Annotated in this window: 17 protein-coding genes; 14 read left to right on the forward strand and 3 right to left on the reverse strand. The window is 45.1% G+C overall.

Annotated elements, in window-relative coordinates; genetic code table 11:
- Window positions 1-103: 103 nt before the first annotated feature.
- The 14 genes from GJQ68_RS10775 (at window position 104) to GJQ68_RS10840 (ending at window position 20,263) form a co-directional block, all read left to right on the forward strand.
- Window positions 104-1,849, forward strand: a complete 1,746-nt coding sequence (locus GJQ68_RS10775; protein WP_162417289.1) for a tetratricopeptide repeat protein — start codon at window positions 104-106, stop codon at window positions 1,847-1,849.
- On the forward strand, window positions 1,842-2,585 hold the full coding sequence (locus GJQ68_RS10780; protein ID WP_162417290.1) for a DUF4292 domain-containing protein: 744 nt from the start codon (window positions 1,842-1,844) through the stop codon (window positions 2,583-2,585). The genes GJQ68_RS10775 and GJQ68_RS10780 overlap by 8 nt, the downstream gene beginning before the upstream one ends.
- 49 nt (window positions 2,586-2,634) lie before the next feature.
- Window positions 2,635-3,831, forward strand: a complete 1,197-nt coding sequence (locus GJQ68_RS10785) for a murein hydrolase activator EnvC family protein (RefSeq protein ID WP_235941399.1) — start codon at window positions 2,635-2,637, stop codon at window positions 3,829-3,831.
- Window positions 3,832-3,944: 113 nt separating this feature from the next.
- A complete protein-coding gene (locus tag GJQ68_RS10790) occupies window positions 3,945-4,154 on the forward strand; it encodes a Sec-independent protein translocase subunit TatA/TatB (protein WP_092176689.1) in 210 nt (69 codons plus the stop codon).
- Window positions 4,155-4,158: 4 nt separating this feature from the next.
- Complete coding sequence (gatA, locus tag GJQ68_RS10795) at window positions 4,159-5,592, forward strand: Asp-tRNA(Asn)/Glu-tRNA(Gln) amidotransferase subunit GatA (protein WP_162417292.1); 1,434 nt, start codon at window positions 4,159-4,161, stop codon at window positions 5,590-5,592.
- Window positions 5,593-5,611: 19 nt separating this feature from the next.
- Window positions 5,612-7,003, forward strand: coding sequence for a lytic transglycosylase domain-containing protein (locus GJQ68_RS10800; protein ID WP_162417293.1), 1,392 nt, complete (start codon window positions 5,612-5,614; stop codon window positions 7,001-7,003).
- A 78-nt stretch (window positions 7,004-7,081) separates the two neighbouring features.
- Window positions 7,082-8,182, forward strand: a complete 1,101-nt coding sequence (locus tag GJQ68_RS10805) for a DUF4837 family protein (protein ID WP_162417294.1) — start codon at window positions 7,082-7,084, stop codon at window positions 8,180-8,182.
- Window positions 8,183-8,216: 34 nt separating this feature from the next.
- On the forward strand, window positions 8,217-10,481 hold the full coding sequence (locus GJQ68_RS10810) for an NADP-dependent malic enzyme (RefSeq protein ID WP_162417295.1): 2,265 nt from the start codon (window positions 8,217-8,219) through the stop codon (window positions 10,479-10,481).
- Window positions 10,478-11,080, forward strand: a complete 603-nt coding sequence (gene ruvA, locus GJQ68_RS10815) for a Holliday junction branch migration protein RuvA (RefSeq protein ID WP_162417296.1) — start codon at window positions 10,478-10,480, stop codon at window positions 11,078-11,080. Before GJQ68_RS10810 ends, ruvA begins: the two co-directional genes overlap by 4 nt.
- A gap of 103 nt (window positions 11,081-11,183) precedes the next feature.
- Complete coding sequence (gene sov / locus GJQ68_RS10820) at window positions 11,184-18,254, forward strand: T9SS outer membrane translocon Sov/SprA (RefSeq protein ID WP_162417297.1); 7,071 nt, start codon at window positions 11,184-11,186, stop codon at window positions 18,252-18,254.
- Window positions 18,255-18,304: 50 nt separating this feature from the next.
- Complete coding sequence (gene gcvH, locus GJQ68_RS10825; protein ID WP_162417298.1) at window positions 18,305-18,682, forward strand: glycine cleavage system protein GcvH; 378 nt, start codon at window positions 18,305-18,307, stop codon at window positions 18,680-18,682.
- 10 nt (window positions 18,683-18,692) lie between these two features.
- Complete coding sequence (locus tag GJQ68_RS10830; protein ID WP_235941402.1) at window positions 18,693-19,073, forward strand: VanZ family protein; 381 nt, start codon at window positions 18,693-18,695, stop codon at window positions 19,071-19,073.
- Between the two features lie 74 nt (window positions 19,074-19,147).
- Window positions 19,148-19,822 (forward strand): energy transducer TonB, encoded by a 675-nt coding sequence (locus tag GJQ68_RS10835; protein ID WP_162417299.1) that lies wholly within the window; start codon window positions 19,148-19,150, stop codon window positions 19,820-19,822.
- Between the two features lie 81 nt (window positions 19,823-19,903).
- Complete coding sequence (locus tag GJQ68_RS10840) at window positions 19,904-20,263, forward strand: DUF2237 family protein (RefSeq protein WP_162417300.1); 360 nt, start codon at window positions 19,904-19,906, stop codon at window positions 20,261-20,263.
- Window positions 20,264-20,270: 7 nt separating this feature from the next.
- Here the strand turns inward: GJQ68_RS10840 and GJQ68_RS10845 are convergent, their stop codons facing one another.
- The 3 genes from GJQ68_RS10845 to GJQ68_RS10855 are packed head-to-tail and all read right to left on the reverse strand — an operon-like array spanning window position 20,271 to window position 25,701.
- Entirely contained in the window at window positions 20,271-21,149 is an 879-nt protein-coding gene (locus tag GJQ68_RS10845; RefSeq protein WP_202927916.1) for a YicC/YloC family endoribonuclease, read from the reverse strand.
- Window positions 21,150-21,165: 16 nt separating this feature from the next.
- Window positions 21,166-24,615, reverse strand: coding sequence for a PD40 domain-containing protein (locus GJQ68_RS10850; protein ID WP_162417301.1), 3,450 nt, complete (start codon window positions 24,613-24,615; stop codon window positions 21,166-21,168).
- 30 nt (window positions 24,616-24,645) lie between these two features.
- Window positions 24,646-25,701, reverse strand: a complete 1,056-nt coding sequence (locus GJQ68_RS10855) for an NAD(P)/FAD-dependent oxidoreductase (RefSeq protein WP_162417302.1) — start codon at window positions 25,699-25,701, stop codon at window positions 24,646-24,648.
- Window positions 25,702-25,717: the final 16 nt, after the last annotated feature.

Consider the following 25,717-nt stretch of genomic DNA (forward strand, 5'->3'; position numbering starts at 1 on the left):
ACCCCTTCAAGCACCTTCTCAGAAACCTTGAGAAGGTTGTGGCCATTACCTACAGGGAACCATTTCAAAGGATATTTTACGCTAACGATAAGAAAGAAAATAAATGAATAAGTGGTATTTAAGACCTTTGATCTGGACTTTTGCGCTGGCATTATTTGCCAGTACCCTACCGGAGTCTGTGTTTGCTCAAAAGAAACTCAGCCGTAAGGAACGAAAAGCCCAGGAAAAAGAAATGATGGCGGACAGGCTTTTCATCGAAGGGCAGAAACACCTTATTTTAGAAGACTTCAAGAAAGCCTATTTTTATTTTAACAAGGCATTGGAGTTTGATACCGAAGAACCGGCCATCTATTTCAAGCTTTCTGAAATGATGATTCGGGCCAACCAACCCGATAAAGCATTGGAATTCGGGCAAAAAGCACTTGCGCTTGCACCGGAAAACAAATATTATCATTTACAAATTGCAGAAATTTACAATAAACAGAATAAAGGCAGAGAGGCCGCAAAAATATTAGAAACATTAATGGAGAAAGAGGGCAACTACCAGCAATACATTCTGGAGTTGGCTTCTATTTACCTTAATTTAAAGGATTTTGACAAAGCACTCGTAGCTTTAAACAAGGCGGAAGAATACTACGGTGTGGTAGAGCAGCTTACGGCTCAAAAGCAACGCATTTACCTGCGAAAAAATAATCTGGAAATGGCAGTAGCTGAGGGGCGAAAGCTTATAGAAGCCCATCCGGGAAATCCCAATTACGTGTTGGCGTTGGTAGAAATACTGTATAACAATAACCAAACCGACGAGGCTCTAGAAATGGTATTGACTTCCATGACTTCCTACCCTAACCAACCGGAATTAAAGATGGCTGCTCATACGCTTTACAAGGAGAAGGGAGAACTGGAAAAAGCGCGACAGTATTTACTAAATGGATTTAAGCATCCGGATTTGGATCCGGCAACGAAAGCCAGGGCTTTTGAGGGGATTCTATCTCAGGTAAAGAATACCGCACGGGACCAATTGTTGACCAAACTCGCCCAGACAATGGAGTCACAGTACCCAAATGACCCGGAAGTAACGGCTGCTTTGGGAAAATGGAAACTACAGGAAGACCATCCGCTAGAGGCCATTTCTTACCTCCAAAAATCCCTGCTTGCCGATCCGGAAAGGGAGGAATTGTTTCAACGGCTTTTGCCGTTAATGTTTGAAAACCAACAGCCCTTTGAAGAAATAGTAACGATGGGCTCGACTGCTACATCCGTTCATCCCGACAAGGCCGAATTCTGGTTTTTTTTGGGTGCTGCTCAGCTGGGAATGAAAGACCATGAAGCCGCCAAAATGGCACTTACCAAGGCTATTGACCTGAATGCGGGTAGCAATCCACAACTTTCCCTCATGGCCAATGCGCAACTGGGTGATGCCCTGCATGCGTTGGGTGAAACAGAGGCAGCTTTTACTGCCTACGAAAAAGTTTTATCGGAAAATAAAAATAATGAGCATATTTTAAATAATTATGCCTACTTTCTATCTCTGGAAAAAAAGGAGTTGGATAAGGCCTATACCATGTCTCACAAACTCGTGTCCCGGTTTCCTGAAAACCCGACCTATTTGGATACCCATGCATGGGTATTGTTTCAGTTGAACAGGTACGAGGAGGCCAGAACCTATATGGAAAAAGCGTTGGACCACCTGGAAGAACCTAGTGGAGAGATGCTGGAACATTACGGTGATATTTTATTCAAACTGGGAGAAAAGGAACGGGCACTGGATTACTGGAACAAGGCTAAGGAGCTGGAGGATACTTCGGAATTTTTAACATTAAAAATCCAAAACAAAAAATATTATGAGTAAGGCCAAGTTAATCGCCTTCATTTTAGGGGTATTCATCGTAAGCTCCTGTGTGCGAAAGCCACTTTCCTACAGCGCAGACAGTGTAATGGAAGAATTCGAGCCTTTTTACCTGGATTATAACTACCTTACAGCAAAAGGCCGTGTGACCCTGGAAGAACAGGATGGGAAAATCACCAAAGGAACGTTAAACATCCGAGCCAAGAAAGACAGCATCATCTGGTTTAACATGTCTCCCGGCCTGGGCATTGAAGCGGTGAGAGGCTATATCAGTACGGATCAAATCAAAATTCGGGACCGGATAAACGGACAAAAAATTGACATGGGGTATGCGGAGTTTCAGGAAAAATTCGGCGTTCCACTATCCTTCTCACTGTTCCAAAACCTGTTGTTTGCCAATATTCCCCACGAATTCAGTTATCGGGATCGATTGATCCGAATTGGAAAAACCTTTGAACTAAGACAAGAAAGAGAAAATATACAGTACAAAACGCTGATAGACGCAGGCCATGGAAAAGTGACGCAATTGGAAAGTGAGGCATCAAAAACCAGATCTGGAAGTGTGTCCGCCTCCTACATGGATTTCAGAGACCTGCAAGGCCAGCCCTTTCCTTATCAGGCCATCATTAAAATGGTGCTCAGCCTGCCACAGAAACCTAAATCCAATTTCTTTCTCAATGCAGAAATGGTAAAAGTAGAACTAACGGATGATCCCATCAGCTTTCCATATAATTTTTAACTTTTCTTTTTATCGCTCAGTTTTCCTACTGGTTATTGCTCTCTTCCTGATGGCGGGTCCATCAGCAGCACAGGTAACGGCCAACAGAGCCGAGCTGGAGCAAGAAAAAGCCAGGATTCAAAAGAGGCTGCGGGAATTTGATACGGTATTAAAAAGGACGACGAATGAAAAACGGACTTCATTGGGAGAATTGCGTGCCGTCAATCAGAAACTAGAAGCCAGAGAAAGCTATATCGCCACCTTAAACAGGGAATTGAGGCTGGTAAAACAGGAAATACAGCAGACCTCTTCCCGTATCGATCAGCTGGAAGAGGAACTGAAAAATCTGAAGGAAGAGTATGCAAAAATGATTTATACTTCGTATAAATTGAATCAGGGCGTAAACCTCGTGGCGTTTATTTTCACTTCTGCCACCTTCAAACAGTTTTACATGAGGCTAAAATACCTCAAGCAATACAGCGATGCGCGTAAAAAGCAGGTGGAGCAGATGGAAAAAGTAAGTCAGGACCTGACACAAAAGCAACAGGAACTGGAAGCACAACGCTCCAATCAACTTGCGGTATTGGAACAGGAAGAAGAACAACGGAAGGAACTGAATGCGCTAAAAACGGAACAGCAGCAATTAGTAAGTTCGTTGAGTCAAAAAGAAGAGGCATTGAAAAAAGAGATTGCTGCCACCCGAAAGCAACAGGAAGAGTTGAATCAATTGATAAAACGAGTGATCGAGGAAGAAATGCGGCTGGCCAGAGCGCGGGAAGAAAGGGAAAACGAGGCGGCTGCCGAGCAGCCTGAGGAAAAGAGCCTTCCTGCTGCACCTAAAGCTACCGCACTTTCCACGTCATTTGCGAGTAACCGGGGTAAAATACCCTGGCCGGTAGAATCCGGTTTTATTTCCAGAAAATACGGCACCTATCCGCACCCTACTCTCAGAGGAATCACCGAAACCAATGACGGTGTCGACATTCAAACCAACAATAACGCTCCAGTTAAAGCGGTATTTGCCGGGAAGGTTACCAAAATAACCACCGTACCGGGCATGGGGGGTACCATTATTATTAAGCACGGTGATTTTTACACGATGTACAGCCGGTTAAAAACCATTTCGGTGAAATCCGGTCAGGATGTCAATACATCCACCGTGATTGGCACGGTATATACAGATTCAGACGGCATATCCGAACTTCATTTTCAAACCTGGAAAGGTTTGGAAGTAATGGACCCAAGTATTTGGCTTTCTAGCAAATAATGCTTAAATTTTACTATATTTAGAAAAAAAAATTACAACATGCTTTATTTCCTTTGCGTTAGAAAAGCACAGTTCTATATTTGTAATAATTTCATAATCAAAATAAGCAAAACATGAGTACATTGGGTTTTATACAAAATATCGGAGGAGGATCACTTGTGATCATCGTTCTGGTAGTCATCCTTCTTTTTGGCGCTAAAAGGATTCCTGAACTGGCCAGAGGCCTGGGTAGGGGTATCCGTGAATTCAAAGATGCCACCAAAGAGATACAGGATGATTTGGAGGAAGGACTGAAGGATGACAACAAAAAAGCAAAAAAATAACAGGTTGGAAAAATTTCTTTCATTCGATGAGATAAAAAAATCGCTGGAAAAAAAGGAAACGAATTGTAAAGCGATTGTTACTTATTACCTAAACAACATTAAGACGAAGGCGCAATTAAACGCCTTCGTTGAAGTTTACGGCCCATCTGCTTTGGAGCAGGCGGCTGTCATAGACGAAAAGATCACTGCTGGCAAAGCAGGCAAACTAGCAGGCATGGTAGTGGGCATCAAAGATGTCCTATGCTACCAGGGTCATGTGGCCAATGCGTCCAGCAAAATTCTGGAAGGATTCGAATCTCAGTTTACCGCTACCGCCATCCAACGGCTAATCGACCAGGATGCCATCATTATTGGCAGACTCAATTGCGATGAGTTTGGTATGGGTTCTTCCAACGAGAATACAGTACATGGCCCCGTGTTAAATGCCCTGGATGAAAGTCGTGTGCCCGGAGGGTCGTCGGGAGGATCCGCTGTCGCCGTCCAAGCTAATCTTTGTACGGTTTCGCTCGGAACAGATACGGGCGGTTCCGTTCGTCAGCCAGCAGCTTTCACCGGCGTTATTGGGATCAAACCTACCTATTCCAGGGTTTCCCGTTTTGGGTTGATTGCCTATGCCTCTTCATTTGACACCATCGGTGTCTTTTCAAGAAATGTCAAAGATAATGCCTTGGTATTGGAAACCATGGCTGGCCCGGATGAATACGATAGCACTTCCTCACGCAAACCCGTTCCTGCGTACAGCAACCTGCTTCATTTCGACAAACCGGCCAAAATCGCCTATCTTAAAGAAACGGTGCATTCGGATGCCTTGCAGCCGGAAATTAAAGCCCACACATTGCAGGTGCTTGACAACCTAAAAAGTGAAGGCCATCAGGTGGAGGAGGTGAATTTCCCTTTATTGGATTATGTCTTACCAACTTACTATATATTGACCACTGCCGAGGCCAGCTCGAACCTTTCCAGATTTGACGGTGTTAAATACGGGTATAGGTCATCAAATGCCCACAACCTGGAAAGCATGTACAAGCTAACCCGGTCCGAGGGATTCGGTGAGGAGGTGAAAAGAAGAATCATGTTGGGAACTTTTGTGTTGAGTGCCAGTTACTACGATGCCTATTTCACAAAAGCCCAAAAAGTACGGCGGTTGATCAAGGAATTCACCGAAAACTTATTGACCAAGTTCGACTATATCGTTTTGCCAACCACGCCGAGTACGGCTTTCAAATTTGGGGAGCATTCCAATGACCCGGTGGCCATGTACCTGGAAGATCTTTTTACTGTACAGGCCTCCGTTTCCGGAGTGCCATCCATATCCATTCCAAATGGAAAGGATGAAAATGGCTTGCCCATTGGTCTGCAAATTATGACCAATTCGTTTAAAGAAGCGGAATTATATGCCTTTGCTAACTACTTAAGTGAGCAGGCAACTACTAATTAGTAAATAAATGATTACGGATATGAGGGAAGGATTTTTAAAAAACGTGTTGAGGGGCGTGCTTGCCGGGATTTTGTTTTTACCCGCAGCAATTGCCCAGGATCAGGTAGCAAGTCTATCGGAAGAAGGAGCAAGTACGGCCACGGTAGCTCCTTATTATGACTATGAATACATTCCGGACTTCACCTATGAGGAAGTGGAAAAGCGAGTCTCGGAAATGGAAACAGATATGCCATTTGAGCTTAACGAGACCATTTTTGCTTTTATAAACTACTTTACCGTTCGAAACAGGGATTATACCCGAATGGTTTTAGCCCGTCAGGACATGTATTTTCCGATGTTTGACGAGGCATTGGATAAGCACCAGATGCCGGAAGACATTAAATACCTGGCGATCATCGAATCTGGGCTGAATCCCAGTGCCCGATCGAGAATGGGTGCCAGCGGATTGTGGCAATTCATGCCTGCAACAGGAAAAGAATTCCAATTATACATCAACAGCCACGTTGATGATCGCCTTGATCCGGAAAAATCCACGGATGCCGCACTGCGTTATCTGAAAGCCCTGAACCGAAGGTTCAACAACTGGGAACTGGCATTGGCAGCCTATAACTGTGGCCCGGGAAATGTCAACAAAGCCATCCGAAGATCCGGAGGAAAAAGGACATTTTGGGGTATTTATCGCTATTTACCCCGCGAAACAAGAAGCTATATCCCCCAATTTCAGGCCATCATGTACGTACTTCGTCACGCCGAAGAACATAACCTGATTTTAGAAGAGCCAGCTTATGCCATGGACTTTGATAAAGTAAGTATGGGTGCCGAATTTACATTGAAGGATTTGGCCAAACATACCGAACTATGTCTGGAAGATCTGGAGTACTTAAATCCCTCCCTTCTCAGAGGAGAAGTACCTGATTTTAAGAAAAACATGACGATCAATGTTCCCAAGTACATGCATGCCTACATCACCGAAAACCAGCCCAGGCTGGTCGATTCCCTGATGGTAGAAAAGGAACGGTATCTGGCATCTCTACCCGATGAACCGGAAAAACCAATCCATAACCTTACCTATCGGGTGCAGAGGGGGGATGTTTTAGGGAAAATTGCACAACAATATGGTGTTTCTGTCAGCCAGTTAAAGTCATGGAATAACCTGTATTCCAATACCATTCGTATTGGCCAGGTAATTCACATCTACCAGGATAACCCCACCTTTGAAAAAAGCATTGCTTCCTCCCAACAACCTGCGGTTTCTGAAACCCGTGCCGGGAAAATGTATACCGTTCAGCCCGGTGATTCCTTATGGTTAATCTCCAGGAGACTGGAAGGAGTAACCATAGAGCAGCTTAAAAAGCTGAATAACCTCAATACAAACCAAATCAAGCCGGGTCAAAAATTGATTATTGGATAATTTTAAAACTAATTTTTTAATTTTATTTTTTTCAATAGGCAATTATTCCTAATTTAGGCTTAGGTAAAAAACTACCCTATGGAAAAAAATATCAGATTATACATTTTCGTCTTATTTGCAGCTTTTGCCCTCGCTTCTTGTGAGGGAAGTAGTGAGAATGATTCCTCCAGCAACAAACCCAGAGCTCGGGGGTCGCTTGGAGAAATCCTGTTGGTGATTGATTCTGCCAAATATGCGGGGCCAGTGGGAGATGCATTAAAGGATATCTTTCAAGCTGATATTCCAGGTATTATTCGTTCTGAATCCATGTTTTACATACGAAAAGTGGATCCGCGAGCACTAACCCGGATCTTGAAGATGGCCAATAACATGGTATATGTCACCACTTTCGATGACTCCAGTCCTGCGAGCAGGGTTATCAATAATCAATTTACGCCTGAATCCGTGGAGATGAGCAGAGGAGATTCATCGCTATTCATGCTGCGAAATAAGGATGAATTTGCCAGAGGCCAGGAGGTGATGTACCTCTTTGGAGAAAATGAAGAAGAACTGGTCCAAAACTTACGCGCTAACAAAACCCAACTTCAGAATTTTTTCATCAACAGGGAAAAAGAAGGACTGGCCAGGGCGCTGTTTAATCGAAAAAATGGGACAGCAAGCACCAAATCCCAGGAAAAATTTGACTTAACCCTGAATTTGCCCGTTTCTTACCAATTCGTACTGGAGGAAGAAAAGTTTTTATGGTTTCGACAACCTACTCCCGGACCGGATAAACCGGACATTAGCCTGTTTTTCTACGAAACGGATTATACCGACGAGTCGCAGGTTTTTCCGGAAAACATCATTTCCTTCCGCGATGAGATTACCAAAACACGTATATTTGGCGACCCGGATATTAAAGAATCGTATCTGGTGACCGAAAAGCAGGTACCTCCGGTCTTCAAAAACACGCAGATTGATGGTAAATTCAGTATTGAGATGCGGGGTTCCTGGAAGACCAACAACTTATCCATGGGGGGGTCCTTTTTGTCGTACACGGTGGTAGATGACAAAAATGGCAAACTATTCTACATGGAAGGATTTGTCTATTACCCCAATGAAGCCCATAGAGCCTCTCTTCGGGAAATTGAAACCATTTTACAAGCCACTTCATTTGAAAATGAGGAAGAAGAAAACTAAGTCCTAATTTGTACCATTTTTCCCCAGCCTATCAATGAAGATCAGAAAAGAGGATGCATTAAATTACCATCAATTCAAAAAACCTGGAAAAATAGAAGTCATACCTTCTAAGCCACTTTCCAGTCAGCTTGATCTGGCCCTCGCTTACTCTCCGGGCGTAGCCGAGCCCTGCAAAGCCATACAGGAGGACCCGGATTCCATCTACAAGTACACCGCCAAAGGCAACCTTGTGGCCGTTATTTCAAACGGTACTGCCGTATTGGGACTGGGAAATATCGGTCCGGAAGCTTCCAAACCCGTCATGGAAGGAAAAGGGGTATTGTTTAAAAAATTCGCTGGAATAGACGTTTTTGATCTGGAAATTGATGAAAACGATCCGGACAGTTTGATTCAGATTATTCGCTCGCTTGAGCCGACTTTTGGTGGAATTAACCTGGAAGACATCAAGGCTCCGGAGTGTTTTATCATCGAAAAGAGACTGAAAGAATTGATGAAAATCCCGGTCATGCACGATGACCAGCATGGAACGGCCATTATATCCGGAGCCGCTCTCCTAAATGCCCTGGGAATGATCGGCAAACGCATAGAAGACATTAAACTTGTCGTCAGCGGTGCAGGAGCAGCAGCGGTATCCTGTGCCCGGTTCTACGTGGGACTTGGGGTAAAGCTGGAAAACCTCATCATGTGTGACATCGAAGGGGTCATCCGGCGGGACAGACCCGGGCTGAATGAGATTCATCAAATGTTTGCCACTGACAAAGATATTCACCACATCACCGATGCCATGAAAGGGGCTGATGTATTTTTGGGCCTCTCTGCGGGTAATATTATCAGCCAGGAACAAGTTCAGTCCATGGCTGCCAATCCAATTGTATTTGCGCTGGCCAATCCCACCCCCGAAATCAGCTATGAAGAAGCCATGGCGGCTCGAAAAGACATCATCATGGCAACCGGCCGATCGGACTATCCCAACCAGGTCAATAATGTCATCGGGTTTCCCTATATTTTCAGAGGAGCACTGGACGTGCGTGCCACGGGTATCAACGAAGAAATGAAGTTGGCGGCAGCTTACGCGATTGCCAATCTGGCAAAGGAACCGGTACCCGATATTGTCAACAAAGCTTACGGTGAAACCAAATTGGCCTTTGGAAAAACCTATCTGATCCCCAAACCGTTGGATCCCCGGCTGATTACCACTATAGCCCCGGCAGTAGCCAAGGCTGCCATGGCTTCCGGAGTGGCTAAAACCCATATTCAGGATTGGGAAGCCTATGAATTGGACCTGCAGGAGCGAATAGGAATAGACCAGCGGTTGATGTCCCGTGTCATTGCCCGGGCAAAGAAAGAGCCCAAACGTGTCGTTTTTGCCGAGGCAGACAATCCCAAAATCCTGAAAGCTGCCCAGTTAATCCGGGATGAAGGTATCGGAGAGCCCATTCTGCTGGGTAACCGCCAAAAAATAAAAAAACTGATCAGGATCAACTCACTGGATCTGGAATCGGTAAAAGTTATTGATCCCAACGAAGAAAAAGCAACGATCAGGCGTTTTGGTGAAATTCTTTACGACAAGCGAAAACGTAAAGGGCTGACTCCCTATGAGGCACGAAAACTCATGAAAGACCGGAATTACTTCGGGGCCATGATGGTAGAAGTGGGCGAGGGAGATGCACTAATTTCAGGACTTACCAAAGATTATCCACGAACCGTATTGCCCTCACTACAAATTATTGGGGTAAAAAAAGGAGTGGACCGCGTAGCCGGTATGTACATCATTAACTCGGACAAAGGGCCCTTTTTCTTTGCCGACACCACGGTCAATGAAAATCCTACGGCTGATGAACTGGTGGAGATCATCGGACTCACGGCCAACGGCGTGCGGTTTTTTGATATTGATCCCAAAGTGGCCATCCTTTCGTTTTCCAATTTCGGATCTGCAAAAGGAACCGTACCTACGAAAACCGCTCTGGCCACCCAAAAAGCTAAAGACCGCTTTCCGGAACTCATTATTGAAGGCGAAATGCAAGCCAACGTGGCCCTGGATGAAAATATCCAAAAAGAAAATTACCCTTTCAGTGCATTGATCAACAATAAAGCGAACACGCTGATCTTCCCCGACCTTGCTTCCGGGAATATTGCCTACAAACTGGTGTCAGAAATAGGAAATGCCGAAGCCATAGGACCTATTCTGTTAGGAATGAATAAATCCGTGCATGTACTCCAACTTGGTAGTTCGGTTCGGGAAATTGTCAACATGGTAGCCATTGCTGTAGTGGATGCCCAAAGTATCGAGTCACCATGATCGCTTATTTAAAAGGAAAGCTTACCTACAAGGATCCGACCTATGTGATCATTGATATACAAGGGATAGGGTACGAGGTTAAAATTTCACTTACTACTTACGGAAAGGTAAAGGAAGAAGAACAAACCTACCTGCATACCTATCAACATATCAAAGAAGACGGTCATACCTTGTATGGGTTCAAAGAGCCTTCGGAAAAAAAGGCGTTTTTAGAACTGATCTCCATTAACGGCGTAGGCCCGAATACCGGTTTGATGATCCTTTCCTCACTGAGCGTGGAAGAGCTGGAGCAGGCCATTTTACAGAACGATCACGCCACCATTCAGCGGGTAAAAGGGATCGGTGCAAAAACTGCCCAGCGTATCGTTTTGGAACTAAAGGATAAAATTAAGAAAGAAGGAATTTCGACTGGCGATGGTACAATCCCTGGCTTTATTCAAAGCAGCAATAAATTAAAACAGGAAGCGTTACAAGCCTTGATTACTCTTGGTTTTACCAAGGCGCAGGCGGAGAAAAATATCCAGACTGTTTTGAAAAAAAGTGGCCCAGATGTTTCGTTGGAAGCATTAATTAAAGCATCTTTAAAGTCGTCATCATAACCAAGCAACATTGGCCTTTAGTTTCTCAAATATTTTTTGGAGAATAAAGTCATTTCATCGGTACAGCATTCTACTTCCGGGAGTGTTTAGTCTGGTGTTGAGTATGTCGTATTCCGTAGCAAATGCCTATCAGGAACCGGCTTCCGATACCATTCCTACCAAGATGGACACCTTAAACAAGCGAAAAGAATTACCTTCTTACCTGCTTTGGGACGATCTCGATACCCAGCCGCTTTACCCCTATCAGAATCCATTTTTACGAAATAAATCTCCTTTTATACTATCGCCTAATCAAAACCAACGGATTGAGGTGGAAGTAGATACGGCGGTAAATTACAGGATCTATCAGGATCTGGATTCCGGTTCTCTGGATCCGGGCTATTCATTGGACTTTGAGGATTATTCGCGGATGCAGGAATTGCGCATCCGCCAGGAATATTGGCGAAACCGCTCCAGAGGGCTTGACGGCGAGAGTGCAGTTGGGGGACGGGGCCTCATTCCGCCCATTACCATGAGTCCTACTTTTGACCGGATTTTTGGTGGAAGTGAAATTACCATTGTGCCTACAGGAAATGTAAACCTGGATTTTGGTGGCATCTTCCGAAGAATTGATAACCCATCCATTCCGATCAGGCAACAGCGCAATGGTGGATTCAACTTCAATCAACAAATACAAATGAGCGTCAACGGCATGTTGGGGGAAAAAGTACGGATTGGAGCCAATTTTGACAGCAATAATTCCTTTGATTTCGAAAACCAGCTAAAGGTGGAATATGCCGGCTTCGACGAGGACATTCTGAAAACCATAGAAATTGGAAACGTCAGCATGCCGATCCAAAACAGCCTCATTCAGGGTGCCCAAAACCTCTTTGGTGTAAAAACCCAGATGCAGTTTGGTAAACTTTTTATGACAACCGTCGCCTCCACACAGCGGGGACGAAGGGATGAAATTGTTATCGAAGGAGGAAATCAAGGCAGGCCCTTTGAAGTCCGCGCCTCTGCATACGATGAAAACCGCCACTTTTTTCTGGGCCATTTTTTTAGAAACAACTATGAAAACTGGTTAAGAGGGCTCCCTCAGGTGTTGTCAGGAGTACAGATCACCCGGGTAGAGGTCTATATTATGAACCGGGCCAATAACACCCAAACCCTGCGAAACTTCGCCGCCTTTATGGACCTGGGAGAAGGACAGCGAATTTATAACCCGGAAAACCCCGGTATCGGTCAGGGAAACCCCCAATCTCCCGCCGCCAACAACGCCAACGAACTGTACAATACCCTAAGAAACAATACCGCTTACCGGGATTTCGAGACCGCTGCCACGGCCATCAGTTCTGATTTGGGACTGGAAAGAGGCGTGGAATTTGAGCAAATCAATGGTGCTCGTAAATTGGCCGAAAACGAATATACTTTTCACCGGCAGTTAGGCTATTTCAGTTTGTCCCGAAAACTCCAGAATGATGAAGTCATTGCCGTATCTTACGAATACACCTATAACGGTCAAAGCTATAAGGTAGGAGAACTATCAGAAGATTATCAAAACAGATCGGAAGACGATGTCATCTTCCTGAAAATGCTCCGCCCGGCGCGGATCAATACCCGGATCCCTACCTGGGATCTGATGATGAAAAACATTTACAATCTGAATGCCAATCAAATTCAGAAAGACGGCTTTCAGCTTCAGGTTATTTACCGGGATGACCGTACAGGCCTGGACAACCCCAGTCTGCTTGAAGGGGAAAATGTCAAAGACATCCCGCTCATTCGCCTTCTGAAACTGGATAACCTCAATCCGCAAAATGACCCGCAGCCGGACGGCAATTTTGACTTTGTACAAGGCCTGACCATACGACCCGAACAGGGGCTGGTAATCTTTCCAGTGTTGGAACCCTTCGGGGAGACCCTTGAGGACTACTTTTTGCCCTCAGAGGTTAATTTGATAGATAAATTTGTCTACGACACCTTATATCAAACTACCCAGGCGGATGCCGAGCTGGTGACCCGTCTGAATAAATATTTCCTGAAAGGAAGCTTTACCTCTGGATCAGCGTCCGAAATCATGCTACCCGGCCTCAATATCAGTGAGGGGTCTGTTCTGGTAACTGCCGGCAACATACCCCTTACGGAAGGCGTGGACTACACGGTTGATTACAATATCGGCCGGGTGGTCATTATCAACGAGGGCATTTTACAATCGGGCAAACGAATCAGCGTCAGTTTTGAAAAGGCTGATTTGGTCTCCTTTCAGACGCGGAGTTTGCTGGGTACTCGCCTGGATTACATGGTCAACGAAAATTTCAACATCGGTGGTACCTTCCTCTACCTCAACGAACGACCTAATATTTCAAGGATCGCTACTGGTAATGAAACCCTTCGGAACTCTCTCTGGGGATTGGACGTGAACTACAATGAAGAATCTTTATTCCTCACCAAGCTGGCGGATGCCCTGCCCTTTACCGAGACCAAAGAACCTTCCCTGATTCAGTTTAGCGGTGAATTTGCCCACCTGATCCCGGGCACTTCCAATCAGGTGGATGGAGAAGGAGCCTCCTATATTGATGATTTTGAGACCGCCATTATCCCGTTCAATTTGGGGTCTTCACCGCAAAACTGGAGACTAGCCGCCACCCCTGTCACCGAAGACAACCAATTCGATGAAAGTCCCATGACAGAGGATCGGCTGGGCAATGCGTACAAGCGGGCCCGGCTGGCCTGGTATTCCATCGATAATGTGTTTTACAGACCCTCCGGAAGAGGAGTCCCACCAAACATTACCAATGATGACCGGCGAAACCATTATGTACGCAGGGTACTGCCCCAGGAAATTTTCAAGGGACGTAACCGGGATGTGCTGATCACCCCGGAGCCCTTGTTTGAAATGGCTTATTTTCCACACGAACGAGGCATGTATAATTTCAATCCCTCGCTGGATGCCTCCGGGTTGCTTCCCAATCCGAGGGAAAATTACGGGGGCGTTACACGAGCCATTACCTCAGAGGTAGACTTTGACCGAACCAATATCGAATACATTGAATTCTGGCTAATGGACCCCTTCCTTCCAGGACCTAATGGACGGGTGTTGGATGGTATTTTCAATGAAAATAACACCACTGGAGGTAAACTAGTCTTTAACCTGGGAGAATTATCCGAAGACGTAATCTTAGATGGCCGCCATGCATTCGAAAACGGCCTTCCGGCTGATGGAGAAGCAGGAGGGACCGCTACCAATGAATGGGGGCGGGTAACCAACCAGCAGTTTCTCACCCCGGCGTTTGACAATTCCCCGGAGGCCCGGGAGAATCAGGACGTAGGCTTAAATGGATTGAGCAGCGAAGAGGAGGTCGAATTTTATCAGGATAGGTTTTTAAACCGGCTAAACGTGACGCCCCAATCCCTGGAGCGGATCAGGGAAGATCCTGCTGCTGATGATTTTCAGTATTACCTGGACAGTGAATTTGACCAAAACGATGTTAAAATCCTGGAACGATACAAGCGGTTTAACGGCTTGGAAGGGAATACCCCCATCACTTCCAATACCAACCTGCCCTATACGCCTTCCGGTTCGAACGTGCCGGACAATGAAGATCTGAATAACGATAATACTTTAAATGAGGTAGAGAGCTATTACGAATACGAAGTAGATCTTAGACCCGGGGAACTTGAGGTAGGCGAGAACAATATCGTTGACCGGGTAACACACGTAGAAAACGGAGAAGAGGTCGACTGGTATTTGTTCAGGATACCGATCCGGCAGCCGGACGCATCGGTGGGAAATATATCCGGATTTAAGTCGATCCGGTTTATAAGAACGTACCTTACTGACTTCCGACAGCCCGTCGTTTTGAGAATGGGGCATTTCCGGCTGGTGGGTAGTCAGTGGCGGATTTTTCAGGAATCCCTTTTTGAAAAAGGATTTTCCGAAATACCTGAGCCAGACAATTCCAACTTAACCGTCGGCGTCGTAAATATTGAAGAAAACGGGCAAGGAGGCGAAAACCAAAGTCCTTATGTATTGCCTCCCGGCATATTCAGAGATCGCGACAATACCTCCACCATCGAGCGGCAGCTGAACGAGCAATCGCTGCGGCTTTGTGTGGAAAACCTTCAAAGCAGAGACTCAAGGGCCGTATTTAAGAATGCCAGCCAGGACCTGGTCCAATACGGCAGGCTTAAAATGTTCTTGCATGCCGATAGTCAGGATGCCAACGATGGCGAGTTGACAGCCTTCTTGCGTATCGGTACGGACTACACCGACAATTATTACGAAATCGAGGTGCCCCTGAACATCACACCTCCCGGCACACGAGATCCCCGGCAAATCTGGCCATTGGAAAATGAAATTGATGTAGCGATCGATGAAATTGTAGGGGTGAAAGCGGAAAGAGACAACAACCAACGGCCTCAGAACCTCCCCTATTCCGTTCAGGTGAGGCAATACCGGATCACCGTTGTGGGCCGGCCGGAATTGAATTTCATACAGGGAATGATGATTGGTATCCGCAACCCCGGGAATACCGGAGGAGCCAGCAAATCCGTATGTGTCTGGGCGAATGAATTGCGGGCCACTGATTTCAATAAATCCTCCGGCTGGGCCGCCAATGCCCGATTAAATGCTCAAATTGCGGATGTGGCTACGATTTCTTCCTCCATAAGGCACAATACCTTCGGCTTTGGGGGATTGGAAACCAGACTATCAGAAAGAGCGCGTGAATCCACCACCCAATACGACATTTCGGCCAATGTAAGTGTGGATAAAATTTTACCGGAAGGACTGGGATTCAGCATCCCGCTATATGTAAGTCTCGAAAACTCCACCACGAAACCGGAGTTTGACCCCTTAAATCCAGACGTTCCTTTCGAAATAGCCTTGCAGAAATTCCGATCGGATTCAGAGCGGGAGGCCTACCGAAACCTGGTTTTGGACCAGTCCAAACGAAATAATTTTAGTCTGAATAATGTGCGCAAAATCAGGGACCCTGAAAAAGAAACCAACCGGCTCTATGACCTGGAAAACTTCTCCTTCTCCTATGCTTACGGCTCTGTAAGGCAGAGCAATACCCAATTGGAAAGTTATAATTTCGAAACCTACCGGGGAAGTATTGCCTATAATTACCAGCCGGATCCGCTGGTGGTCACTCCCTTTCAAAAAATGGGCTTTTTGCGAAACGACCACTTGCAGTTGATCCGCGATTTCAATATCAATTTTTCCCCCAGCCAGGTTTCGGCAAGAATCGACGTGGACAGAAGGTTTATGCGCACGCAAAACCGGAACGACCAACTCAGTACGGCCGGAGTCGATCCTTTATTTCAGAAAAGTTTTTACATTAACCGCTTTTATAGCGTGAATTGGGACCTCACAGAAAGCCTCTCGGTAGATGTGAGTTCCAGCGTGAGTGCCGTAGTAGACGAACCTGAAGGAGACCTGGATACGGAGGGAAAACTGGATTCACTGAGAAACAATATCAGAAGACTGGGCAGGACCACTAACTACAACCAGCAAGCCGTAGTAAACTACAGCGTCCCGCTGGAAAAATCGCCGCTGACAGACTGGATCAGTGCCGACTTGAGGTACGAAGCTACCTATAGCTGGCTTACCGGAGCCATTGGGCAAAAAGACACCCTGGGTAATGTCATTCAAAATTCCCGGGACCGTTCGATTTCGGGCAAGTTGGATCTGGTACAACTCTATAATAAAAACAAGCGACTCAATGCCCTGAATGCGCCAAAACGGCCCAGCATACCCAGCAGCACTCCTGTACCTGCCGCCGCCGATGACGAGGAAGAGGACGAGGAACCCTCTACCGAAGGTATTGTGGCTGATGCCCTGAAATTTCTGATGATGATAAAAGAGGTGAATTTCAGGTACCAGATCACCGAAGGTACCTTCCTACCCGGCTACCTTCCAAACACCGGCTTACTTGGCATGGACCGTAGTTTTCTAAATCCGGGTCTGGGCTTTTTAATGGGCAGCCAAAACAGTGACATTCGCTACGAACTGGCCAATCGGGGCGTTTTGGCTGCCAGCAGCTCGCTTACCCAAGCGTTTCGTCAAAACCAATCTATAAACTTACAGGTCAGCTCACTGATAGAGCCCTTAACGGACTTTCGGATCACCGTAGACTTCCGAAAACGGGAAAATGGGGATTATAGCGAAATATTTCGCAGATCCGGACCGGGAGCGGAAGATTTTACTTCCATCAATCCCAACAGAATAGGCTCCTACAGCATCAGTTACAATATCCTGAAAACAGTATTCAATGGCCAGGACACGCAAAATGTTTCGCCCCTTTTCACGAACTTTGAAAATAGCCGTACCATTATCCAGTCCAGACTGGAAACAGAAAATCCGGGTGGTGCCTATAACATCAACGGGCAAAATGTATTAATCCCCGCCTTCTTAGCTGCTTATTCGGGTCAAGAAGCCTCTTCTATTTCACTGAATCCATTCCCCAAATTCCCCCTGCCAAATTGGCGGTTAGAATACCGGGGACTGGCCCGCTTACCCGCCTTAAGCGAATACTTTTCCTCCATTAATCTAACGCATAATTATACCTCTACCTATAACGTTAGTAATTTTTCCAATGCCCTGATTTACCAGGAAGGATTGGAATTGTACAACACCCTGCAACAACTGCCCATGCCTAGCATGACGGATGAATTTGGATCGTATATTCCCATTATGATTTTGAACGATGTTTCCATTTCCGAGGAATTTGGTCCCCTGATCGGCGTAGACTTACTGACCAAAGACCGGATGAATATTAGCTTTGAATACAATACCCAAAGAAACATTGGATTAAATTTTTCCAATGCCCAGGTAACGGAACAAAACAGCCAGGACTTTCGATTTGACCTGGGGTACACCAAAGCCGGAGTAAAAGTACCCTTCAAGATTCAAGGGAGACAAGAGGTGCTTAATAATGACCTGACCATACGTATTTCTACCCGAATCGTGGATACGAATACCGTACAGCGGAAAATCGAAGGAGAAAACACGCTAACGAACGGAAACCTGAACGTTCAGATGCGGCCCAGTGTGGGCTATGTCGTCAATCAAAAACTGAATATTCAGTTTTATTTTGACCGAACCATCAATGATCCGAAAGTATCTACCGCTTTCAGGAGAAGCTCTACCTCATTTGGAGGACAATTGACATTTAATTTAAGCCAATAATTTTGTCCTGATAAGAAACATTGTATTTTTGAACCGTTAACAACTAGCCAATGAATTTTCCAAAAAATTTACAGTATACCAAAGACCACGAATGGGTCCGAATAGAAGGTAAGACAGCCATAATAGGCATCACCGATTTTGCTCAAAAGGAATTAGGAGACATCGTCTTTGTAGAGGTGGACACCGTAGGGGAAAGCCTGGATGCAGGAGCGATTTTTGGCTCTGTAGAGGCCGTAAAAACGGTTTCCGACTTATTTATGCCCGTTAGTGGCAAAATCCTGGAATTAAATGAGGAATTAGAAGATTCTCCGGAATTAGTCAATGATGATCCCTATGACAAAGGCTGGATGATCAAAATCGAATTAGACGATGATGCGGACCTGGCCTTACTTTCACCAGAGGAGTACGAATCGCTGATCGGGCAATAAAGGCGAAACCTTGAATCTTAGAAAATTGCTCGCATTCGGATGGTCAATAGGCATGGCTTATGCCCTGTTTAGTCCCGGCAGCAACGTTCCGGAGCTTCCCCGCTTTTATGGTTCGGATAAATTAATCCATTTTGGAATGTTCTTCGGAATGGCATTTCTCTGGAGTAGGGTTATTCGCCAACGTCTCAAACCCGAAGAGCGGGAAAAATCAAAAAATTTTACTAATTACTTAGTTTTATGGATTTTTCTTGCTATCTTCACAGAGTACTTGCAAGTACTGGTTCCGGGCAGATCTTTTGACTACCTGGATATTACCACCAATATATTGGGAGGAACTATTGGTACAGTTATTTTTGTTTATATGAATAAGAAGGGTAGCACTCTTGTATAAATAAAAATAATTTGTTATGATTGTTACTTGGAATGAACAAACAGAATCAATAAAATTAAAAAAGGAATTATACCATGGAAGCCAAAAAAACACCAAAAGCTGATCTAACCAAGAAAACAGGAATGTTCCTGAACCTTGGGTTGATGGTCAGTGTTGGTCTGGTTCTATTCGCTTTTGAGTACAAGTCTTATAATGATGGCCTGCTCAAGGATTTAGGATCGATCGATGACGACTTTGAAGAATTATTAGATATTCCGATCACGGAGCAACCACCACCACCACCGCCACCAGTAGAGCAGCCTGAGATTAAGGAAATCCCCGATGAGGTGGAGATTGAAGAAAAAATCGAAGTAAACTTCGATGTGGATGTTCAGGAAGAAACCGTTATTAAAGAGGTTGAGATCTCAGAAGCACCCGTTGAGGAAAAAGCGGAGGAAATCTTCGATGTAGTGGAAAACATGCCTACTCCTCCGGGAGGAATGGAAGGATGGAATAAATACCTTTCTAATAACCTGAAATACCCAACTCAAGCCAGAAGGATGGGAATCGAAGGTACCGTGTATGTTGTTTTCGTAGTGAATACGGATGGTTCCATCCAGGATGTTGGCATCCTGAGGGGAATCGGCGGAGGCTGCGATGAAGAGGCCATGAGAGTGGTTCGAAATGCGCCAGCCTGGGAACCAGGAAGACAGCGTGGACGTCCCGTTAGAGTAAAAATGAGACTTCCGATCCGATTTAAGCTAAGCTAATTTCTAACAGTAAATGTTACATTGAATACAAAACCATAGGTGTTACCATCTATGGTTTTTTTTTATTTAACTGCCTCCACTATGGTAAAGAACGTATTTGGACTAGCCCTTAAACCTTGCTGTTTCTCACCCAAAACAGGGTTCTACCGAGATGGATATTGTCTCACCGGTCCAGATGACACAGGTACCCATACCGTCTGTGCGATCATGACCAAAGAATTTTTGGAATATAGCCGCTCAGTAGGCAACGATTTGACGACTCCCAGGCCAGCATACGATTTTCCGGGCTTACACCCCGGTGACAAGTGGTGCCTGTGTCTGACACGATGGATCCAGGCCTACCATGACAATGTTGCTCCCAAGGTTTTATTAGAGGCCACTCACGAAAAAACACTGGACCTGATAGGACTGGACGAATTGGTAAAATTCGCCGCCAAATAAGGTGGGACTACAAAATATTTAACGCCTGTTCCTTTATCTTCTCCAATTCATCTTTCATGTTGATCACCTGATGCTGTATCGTGGCATCATTGGCTTTGGAGCCAATGGTATTGATCTCCCTACCCAATTCCTGGCTCACAAAGCCCATCTTCTTACCCTCGGATCGATTCGAATTCAGTACCTGCGAAAACAACTTTAAATGTGCTTCGAGTCGCACTATTTCCTCCGAAATATCCAGCTTTTCGAAATAGTAAATCAATTCCTGTTCAAAGCGATTGGCATCAAAATCCTGCTCTTTGACCCAGTCTGAAAAATTATTCTTTATTTTATTTTTTAGCCGTTCTTTACGAATCGGTACCAATTCCTTAATGGAATCCAGACTACTCTGAATCAGGTCCAGGCTTTCAGAAAATTTTTCCATCAATACAGCCCCCTCCCTGAGTCTGGAAAGGTCACATTCTTCCAGGGCTTGTACCAGCACTTCCTTTACTTTTTCCCATGCTTCTGTACTGCCTGTTTTGTCCGAATTTGAAAGCACCACGTTCGGAGATTGCAGTGCCAGTTTGAATAGTTCCGGTGTATTGGTCTCCACCGATGCGGCCATTTCAGCGTATTTCTGAAAATAGCGTTGAAAAAGCTCTTCCTGTATCACGATGGGAAGTTCGTCTTCCAATTTTGACACAAATTCAATGGAGATCATCACCTTTCCTCTCTCCAGGGCAGCGGATACCAGGGTTTTTACCTCCGTTTCTTTATCCGAAAACTGTTTGGGAGACCTGAAACTAAGATCAAGAAACTTGGAGTTCAGTGTCTTTATTTCAATCTGAATCGAATAATTCTGGTCTTCAAAGGCAGCCAGGCCAAAACCTGTCATGGATTTTATCATCACAAAAGATTAGTCTTTAAAAATTATACCCCAAAGTTACATAGAATCTTGTCTTTTCTATGGAGTAATTTCGAACAGGTCGTGCCGCGTCAAGCTTCACATAGTAATTTAACAGAACGGTTCGTATGCCCGCCCCATAGCTTTGCAACCATGGATTATTGAAATTATTTAGGGTAATGACAAATGGCGAACCTTCAGTATTGATTATTTCGGTATTTTGATCGTTTACCCTTTCCCAAGGTGCGGCATTGGTCCAGGCGGATCCGGCATCATAAAACCCTACTAACTGAAAGTTTCTGATAAAATTTGAGGTAATATTTCCTCTGGAGAGGTAAGAAAATAAGGGAATCCGCAATTCGGAACTAAAGGTAATCACATTATTCCCCCTGATTTCATCGTAATCAAACCCTCGTAAGTCTACAAATTCAGCAAACAAAAGATCGGAATTTTCCACGCCCGACTCATTTCGGATTGGCGAAACTTCCGGTCGGTTGGTTGGCGGCTGATGAAACTGATTAAATAGCCAGTTATCCATCCCTCCTACCAGGTATTTTTGAGGGTTATTACCGAAGAAACTACCTACGTACAGTCTTGTGGCCAGGGTAATGTTTTTATGTATTTTCTGATAATTACGAAGATCCAGGTAGGCATTTGTAAAGGAGCGTTCAACCATATTGAGCCCCTGATAATGGACCATTCCTATTTTTCCTTTCAACCCCTGTTCCATGTAAAGTCCCAGCTGCCTGGTCTTATCCACCACTATTTCAGCTCTCCCCCCAGCATAATTGATATCCAGCCGGTTTTGAGGGCCGTCACTTCCCCTGAGAATGGAATCCGGGTTTAGGTTGAAATATTGACTTGTTGCTATAAAAGGGGCCAGACTCACGCGGGTACTAACCGACAAGGGATAAGAAACGCCAATCTCTGATTTAGAAAGAACGTATTTTTGGGAAGTGAGGTCGCCTTCTTCTCTTAAAATGGACCTTCGGTCAAATCTCCCCCTGATATCTAAACGGTATTTAAGGTATTCGTATTCAAAGTACAAATCGCTGCCGGACTGAAAATCCAGTGCCGTCATGACTCCTCCTTTTATCGAATGATTATCAAGAAGATCGGTCATTCGGCCATTCAGGTTGATGCCGAAACCTCTCAATGGATCCACCACAAAAGAGGTATTCAGGCTGGTAGTGATGAACTGAGGAATATAGTTCCTAGGACCCTGAACCCGCTTCACCATGTTCTGCTGCCGGAAGGCATCTAATATGTTACTTCTTCGTTCCTCCGGAGAGGTTTGTTCTTCCTCGGCGCGGGCCGACTCTTGCCCATAAAGATTTGGAATCGTGTCAAAGGTGTAATTATCCGTATCCAATCCATCTTCCCTTTCAAACCGTAGCCGGTCAACATTGATGGCGGTAGTTTGCGCTTCGGTAGCTTCCGGCAGGCTGTCCTGGGGGATCGGTTCGCTGGCATCTGGTAGATTGCCTTCCTCAGCGGCTCCTCCGATCAATAAATCTTCCAGATTATCTACTGCAGCACTTGAGTCAGCTTCCGTCATTTCTGGGCTCGCGTTTTCTAATTCTACTGCCTCATTATCGTTAGTACCGACGGATTCTTCCGCCTCAAGATCTGATTCATCACCGCTTTCATCTTCCCGTTGAATTCTCCGGTTGGAGATCCGTTCGTTTAGCATTTTGGCTTGCTCCAACTGGATTCGGGGTGTACTGGGTGTAAACTGGTCCAGGTTTGGAAAGCTCTCCACAATCAATTTACTCTGACTCCCGTCTCTTACCGCATAAGCCCATTTATTCGTTTGCAGATCATAATCAAAAGATTCCAGGCTTTTATTGAAGGCAGAAACCTGACTCGAAATCGAATTGCCTAAACCAAGCCGCATGATGTTGGTGATACCACTTTGCTCGCTGAGATGAAGAATCATCGTATTGTTAAGCTTTTTAGGCTGCAGGTTGATGTGGTTCAGGTTTGTCAACCGATTTTCATAGGTACTGTCTCCAAGGTTCAGTTGGAATAGGTTGTAGTAGTCCGGTAAATGATGGACATCCATCACCCCTGTCATCAGACTATCCGGCAAATCCGTTTTGTTGGAGGAGTATATGATCGTGGAATCGTTCAGGAAAATGGGCGTTCGGTTATCAAAGATATCGTTTGTGATCCTTCTGCCCTGGCCGCGCATATTTAGGGTGTAAATATCGGTTTTTCCATTATTGATAGCGGAAAGTACCATGGTGCGGGAATCGGGAGCAAAATCCAGGTCAAGTATCTGGGTGATGTTCCGCAAAAATATTTTATCCTGACTACTCCCATCAATGGCACGCATGCGCAAGGTGGTGACTCCTCTTTTGAAGGTTGCGATTACCAGGTTCAGCGTATCTCTCCAGGCCAATGCAGGGGTCGTGTAATCTGCTTGCTGCTCGTAGGAGGCGTAACCTCCTCTAAGAATTACCCTTTCCCTGTTGCTAGAAAGGTTCCTGACCTTCACTTTGAATTTTCCTTCTACATTTTGAACGTAGGCCAGGTGTTTACCATCCGGGCTAAAACTCAAGCTGGAAAGGGCCCCGTATTTATTATTAGGAGTGGAAACCATGACATTACTTTCGTTAATGTCTTTAAAGTTTTGAAAAACTTCCTTGTTAATTCCGGAGTAAAAATCCCTCCACTCGTTTGTGAAATCACGGAACCTTCTTCCCAGGGTATTGGAGATGCTGTTTTCTTCGTTTCGATTGATCCTACTTAGATTTAAGATACTGGAAATATACCTTCTCCCATACTTTTCTACAATGTAATTCCAGATCGACTGCCCTACCAGCCCGGCTTCCTTATCACGTAATTTAAAGAGCTTGGGATTTTCGTTGTCCCGAAGGTAATGCCTGACAAAATCATCCATTTCACGGCTCCATCCATAGGCCAGGTAGCGGGCGGCCCCATCAATAAACCAATCCGGAAAATTATTAATAAGATTAGCCTGAAAAGCATCAGAAATACTGGAACCGTACAGCATTTCTTCGATTATTATTTTTGATGTTTTGTAAAGTAACTCACTTTTAAAAGACTCCCAGGAGCCGGAATAGGCCACTTCGGCAAGCAGCTTACTGAAGAAAGTTTGACCATCTACGGTGTAGTTATTGTTGTTCAAATTTAAGTTACTTTCCAGTAATTCCTGATTCGAATTGTAAATAAATATTTTTGGCTTGGTATAGGCCACGTAGCCGATTGACTGAGTTAGTTCATCAAACTCTTCTTCCAAAAAATCGATGGCCATTCGGGCATTGGTTTGCCCGCCGTCGTAATAATAAACCTCAAAATTATTCGATGCGAAAAAGTACCAATCTTTTTCTTTATGCTGAACCCTGTTTTTTCCAAATCGTTCCTGATCAAATTGGGCCATTAGCGAACCGCCACAGCCACAAAAAACCAGTACCCAAATAAGTGCTAGATTTTTAAGTCTCATTTACTTGCCTTCCAATTATTTGCCAATATCTTAAATATACTTAAAAAAACGATTTATGTTCACTTCTTTTTGAGGTTCCTTTCCTGAAATTAAATATTCGGTCATTTCTTTACTAAAATAGGGAGCCAGGGAAACTCCCTTTGCCCCAAGCCCTCCAAACAGGAAAACGTTCTCTTTTTTGGGATGTCTTCCCATCACCGGTCGCCGGTCCCTCATTGCCGGCCGGATACCTACCTGATGATCAATAATCGCGGAGACCTCTATTGGGACCAGTTGTCGTAATTTATCCAGAATCTCACGCTTACCCGCGGCGGTTGGTTCCAGGTCTATCTCCCGGTTATTGTAAGTAGACCCCACCTTTCCGATCCCATTTCCCAAATCTATTCTGAAAACCCCTCTGTTGATTATTTCATGCGATTTAAATGCCTGCCTTACCGTCAATATTTCTCCCTTCACCGGGGTAAAAGGTACCCAGTTGTAAAAGGAGTTGTCTTTCACGCCGATCCCATTGCAGAAAACCAGTTTTGGGGCACGGATTTCCTGAAACTGCCAATTGCCGGAAGCATCTGCTGTCAATTGCGCTTCCGAAAAGCGGCCCTGGATCAGACTTCCCCTTTTCAACAGCCAGGATCGGTAGCTTTCCAACATCTTTTTAATATCCAGGTAACCGGACGATTTGAGCAACAATCCCCCAAAAGGGTCACTCACCCCTGGAAAACCCGGCTCCCGTACTATTTTTCCGATATACCGGTCATACTGAGAATCTGCACTTTTGGACAGCCACTCGTTTTGCTCCTCGTAGGATATAAACGGCCGGTAGATGCCGGTGGGATGCAGAAAGTTTTGGTTTAAGACGGTTTCCAATTCCCTGTAAAACGTTTCTATCTCGTCAAACAATATATCCGCCTGCCAGGTTTTTACCATTTTTCTACCCGTTATGGGATTATAGAGTCCGGCAGCCACCTTACTGCTACTAGCGGGGCTACCATCGTCTACCAGGCAGACCTTAAACCCTGCCTTTATCAGGCGGTAAGACAAAATACTACCCGCCAATCCCTGACCAATTAGTAAAAAATCAACTTCCATAGTCTAAATTAACGCA

Source organism: Cyclobacterium roseum, assembly GCF_010119225.1.
GTDB classification, from domain to species: domain Bacteria; phylum Bacteroidota; class Bacteroidia; order Cytophagales; family Cyclobacteriaceae; genus Cyclobacterium; species Cyclobacterium roseum.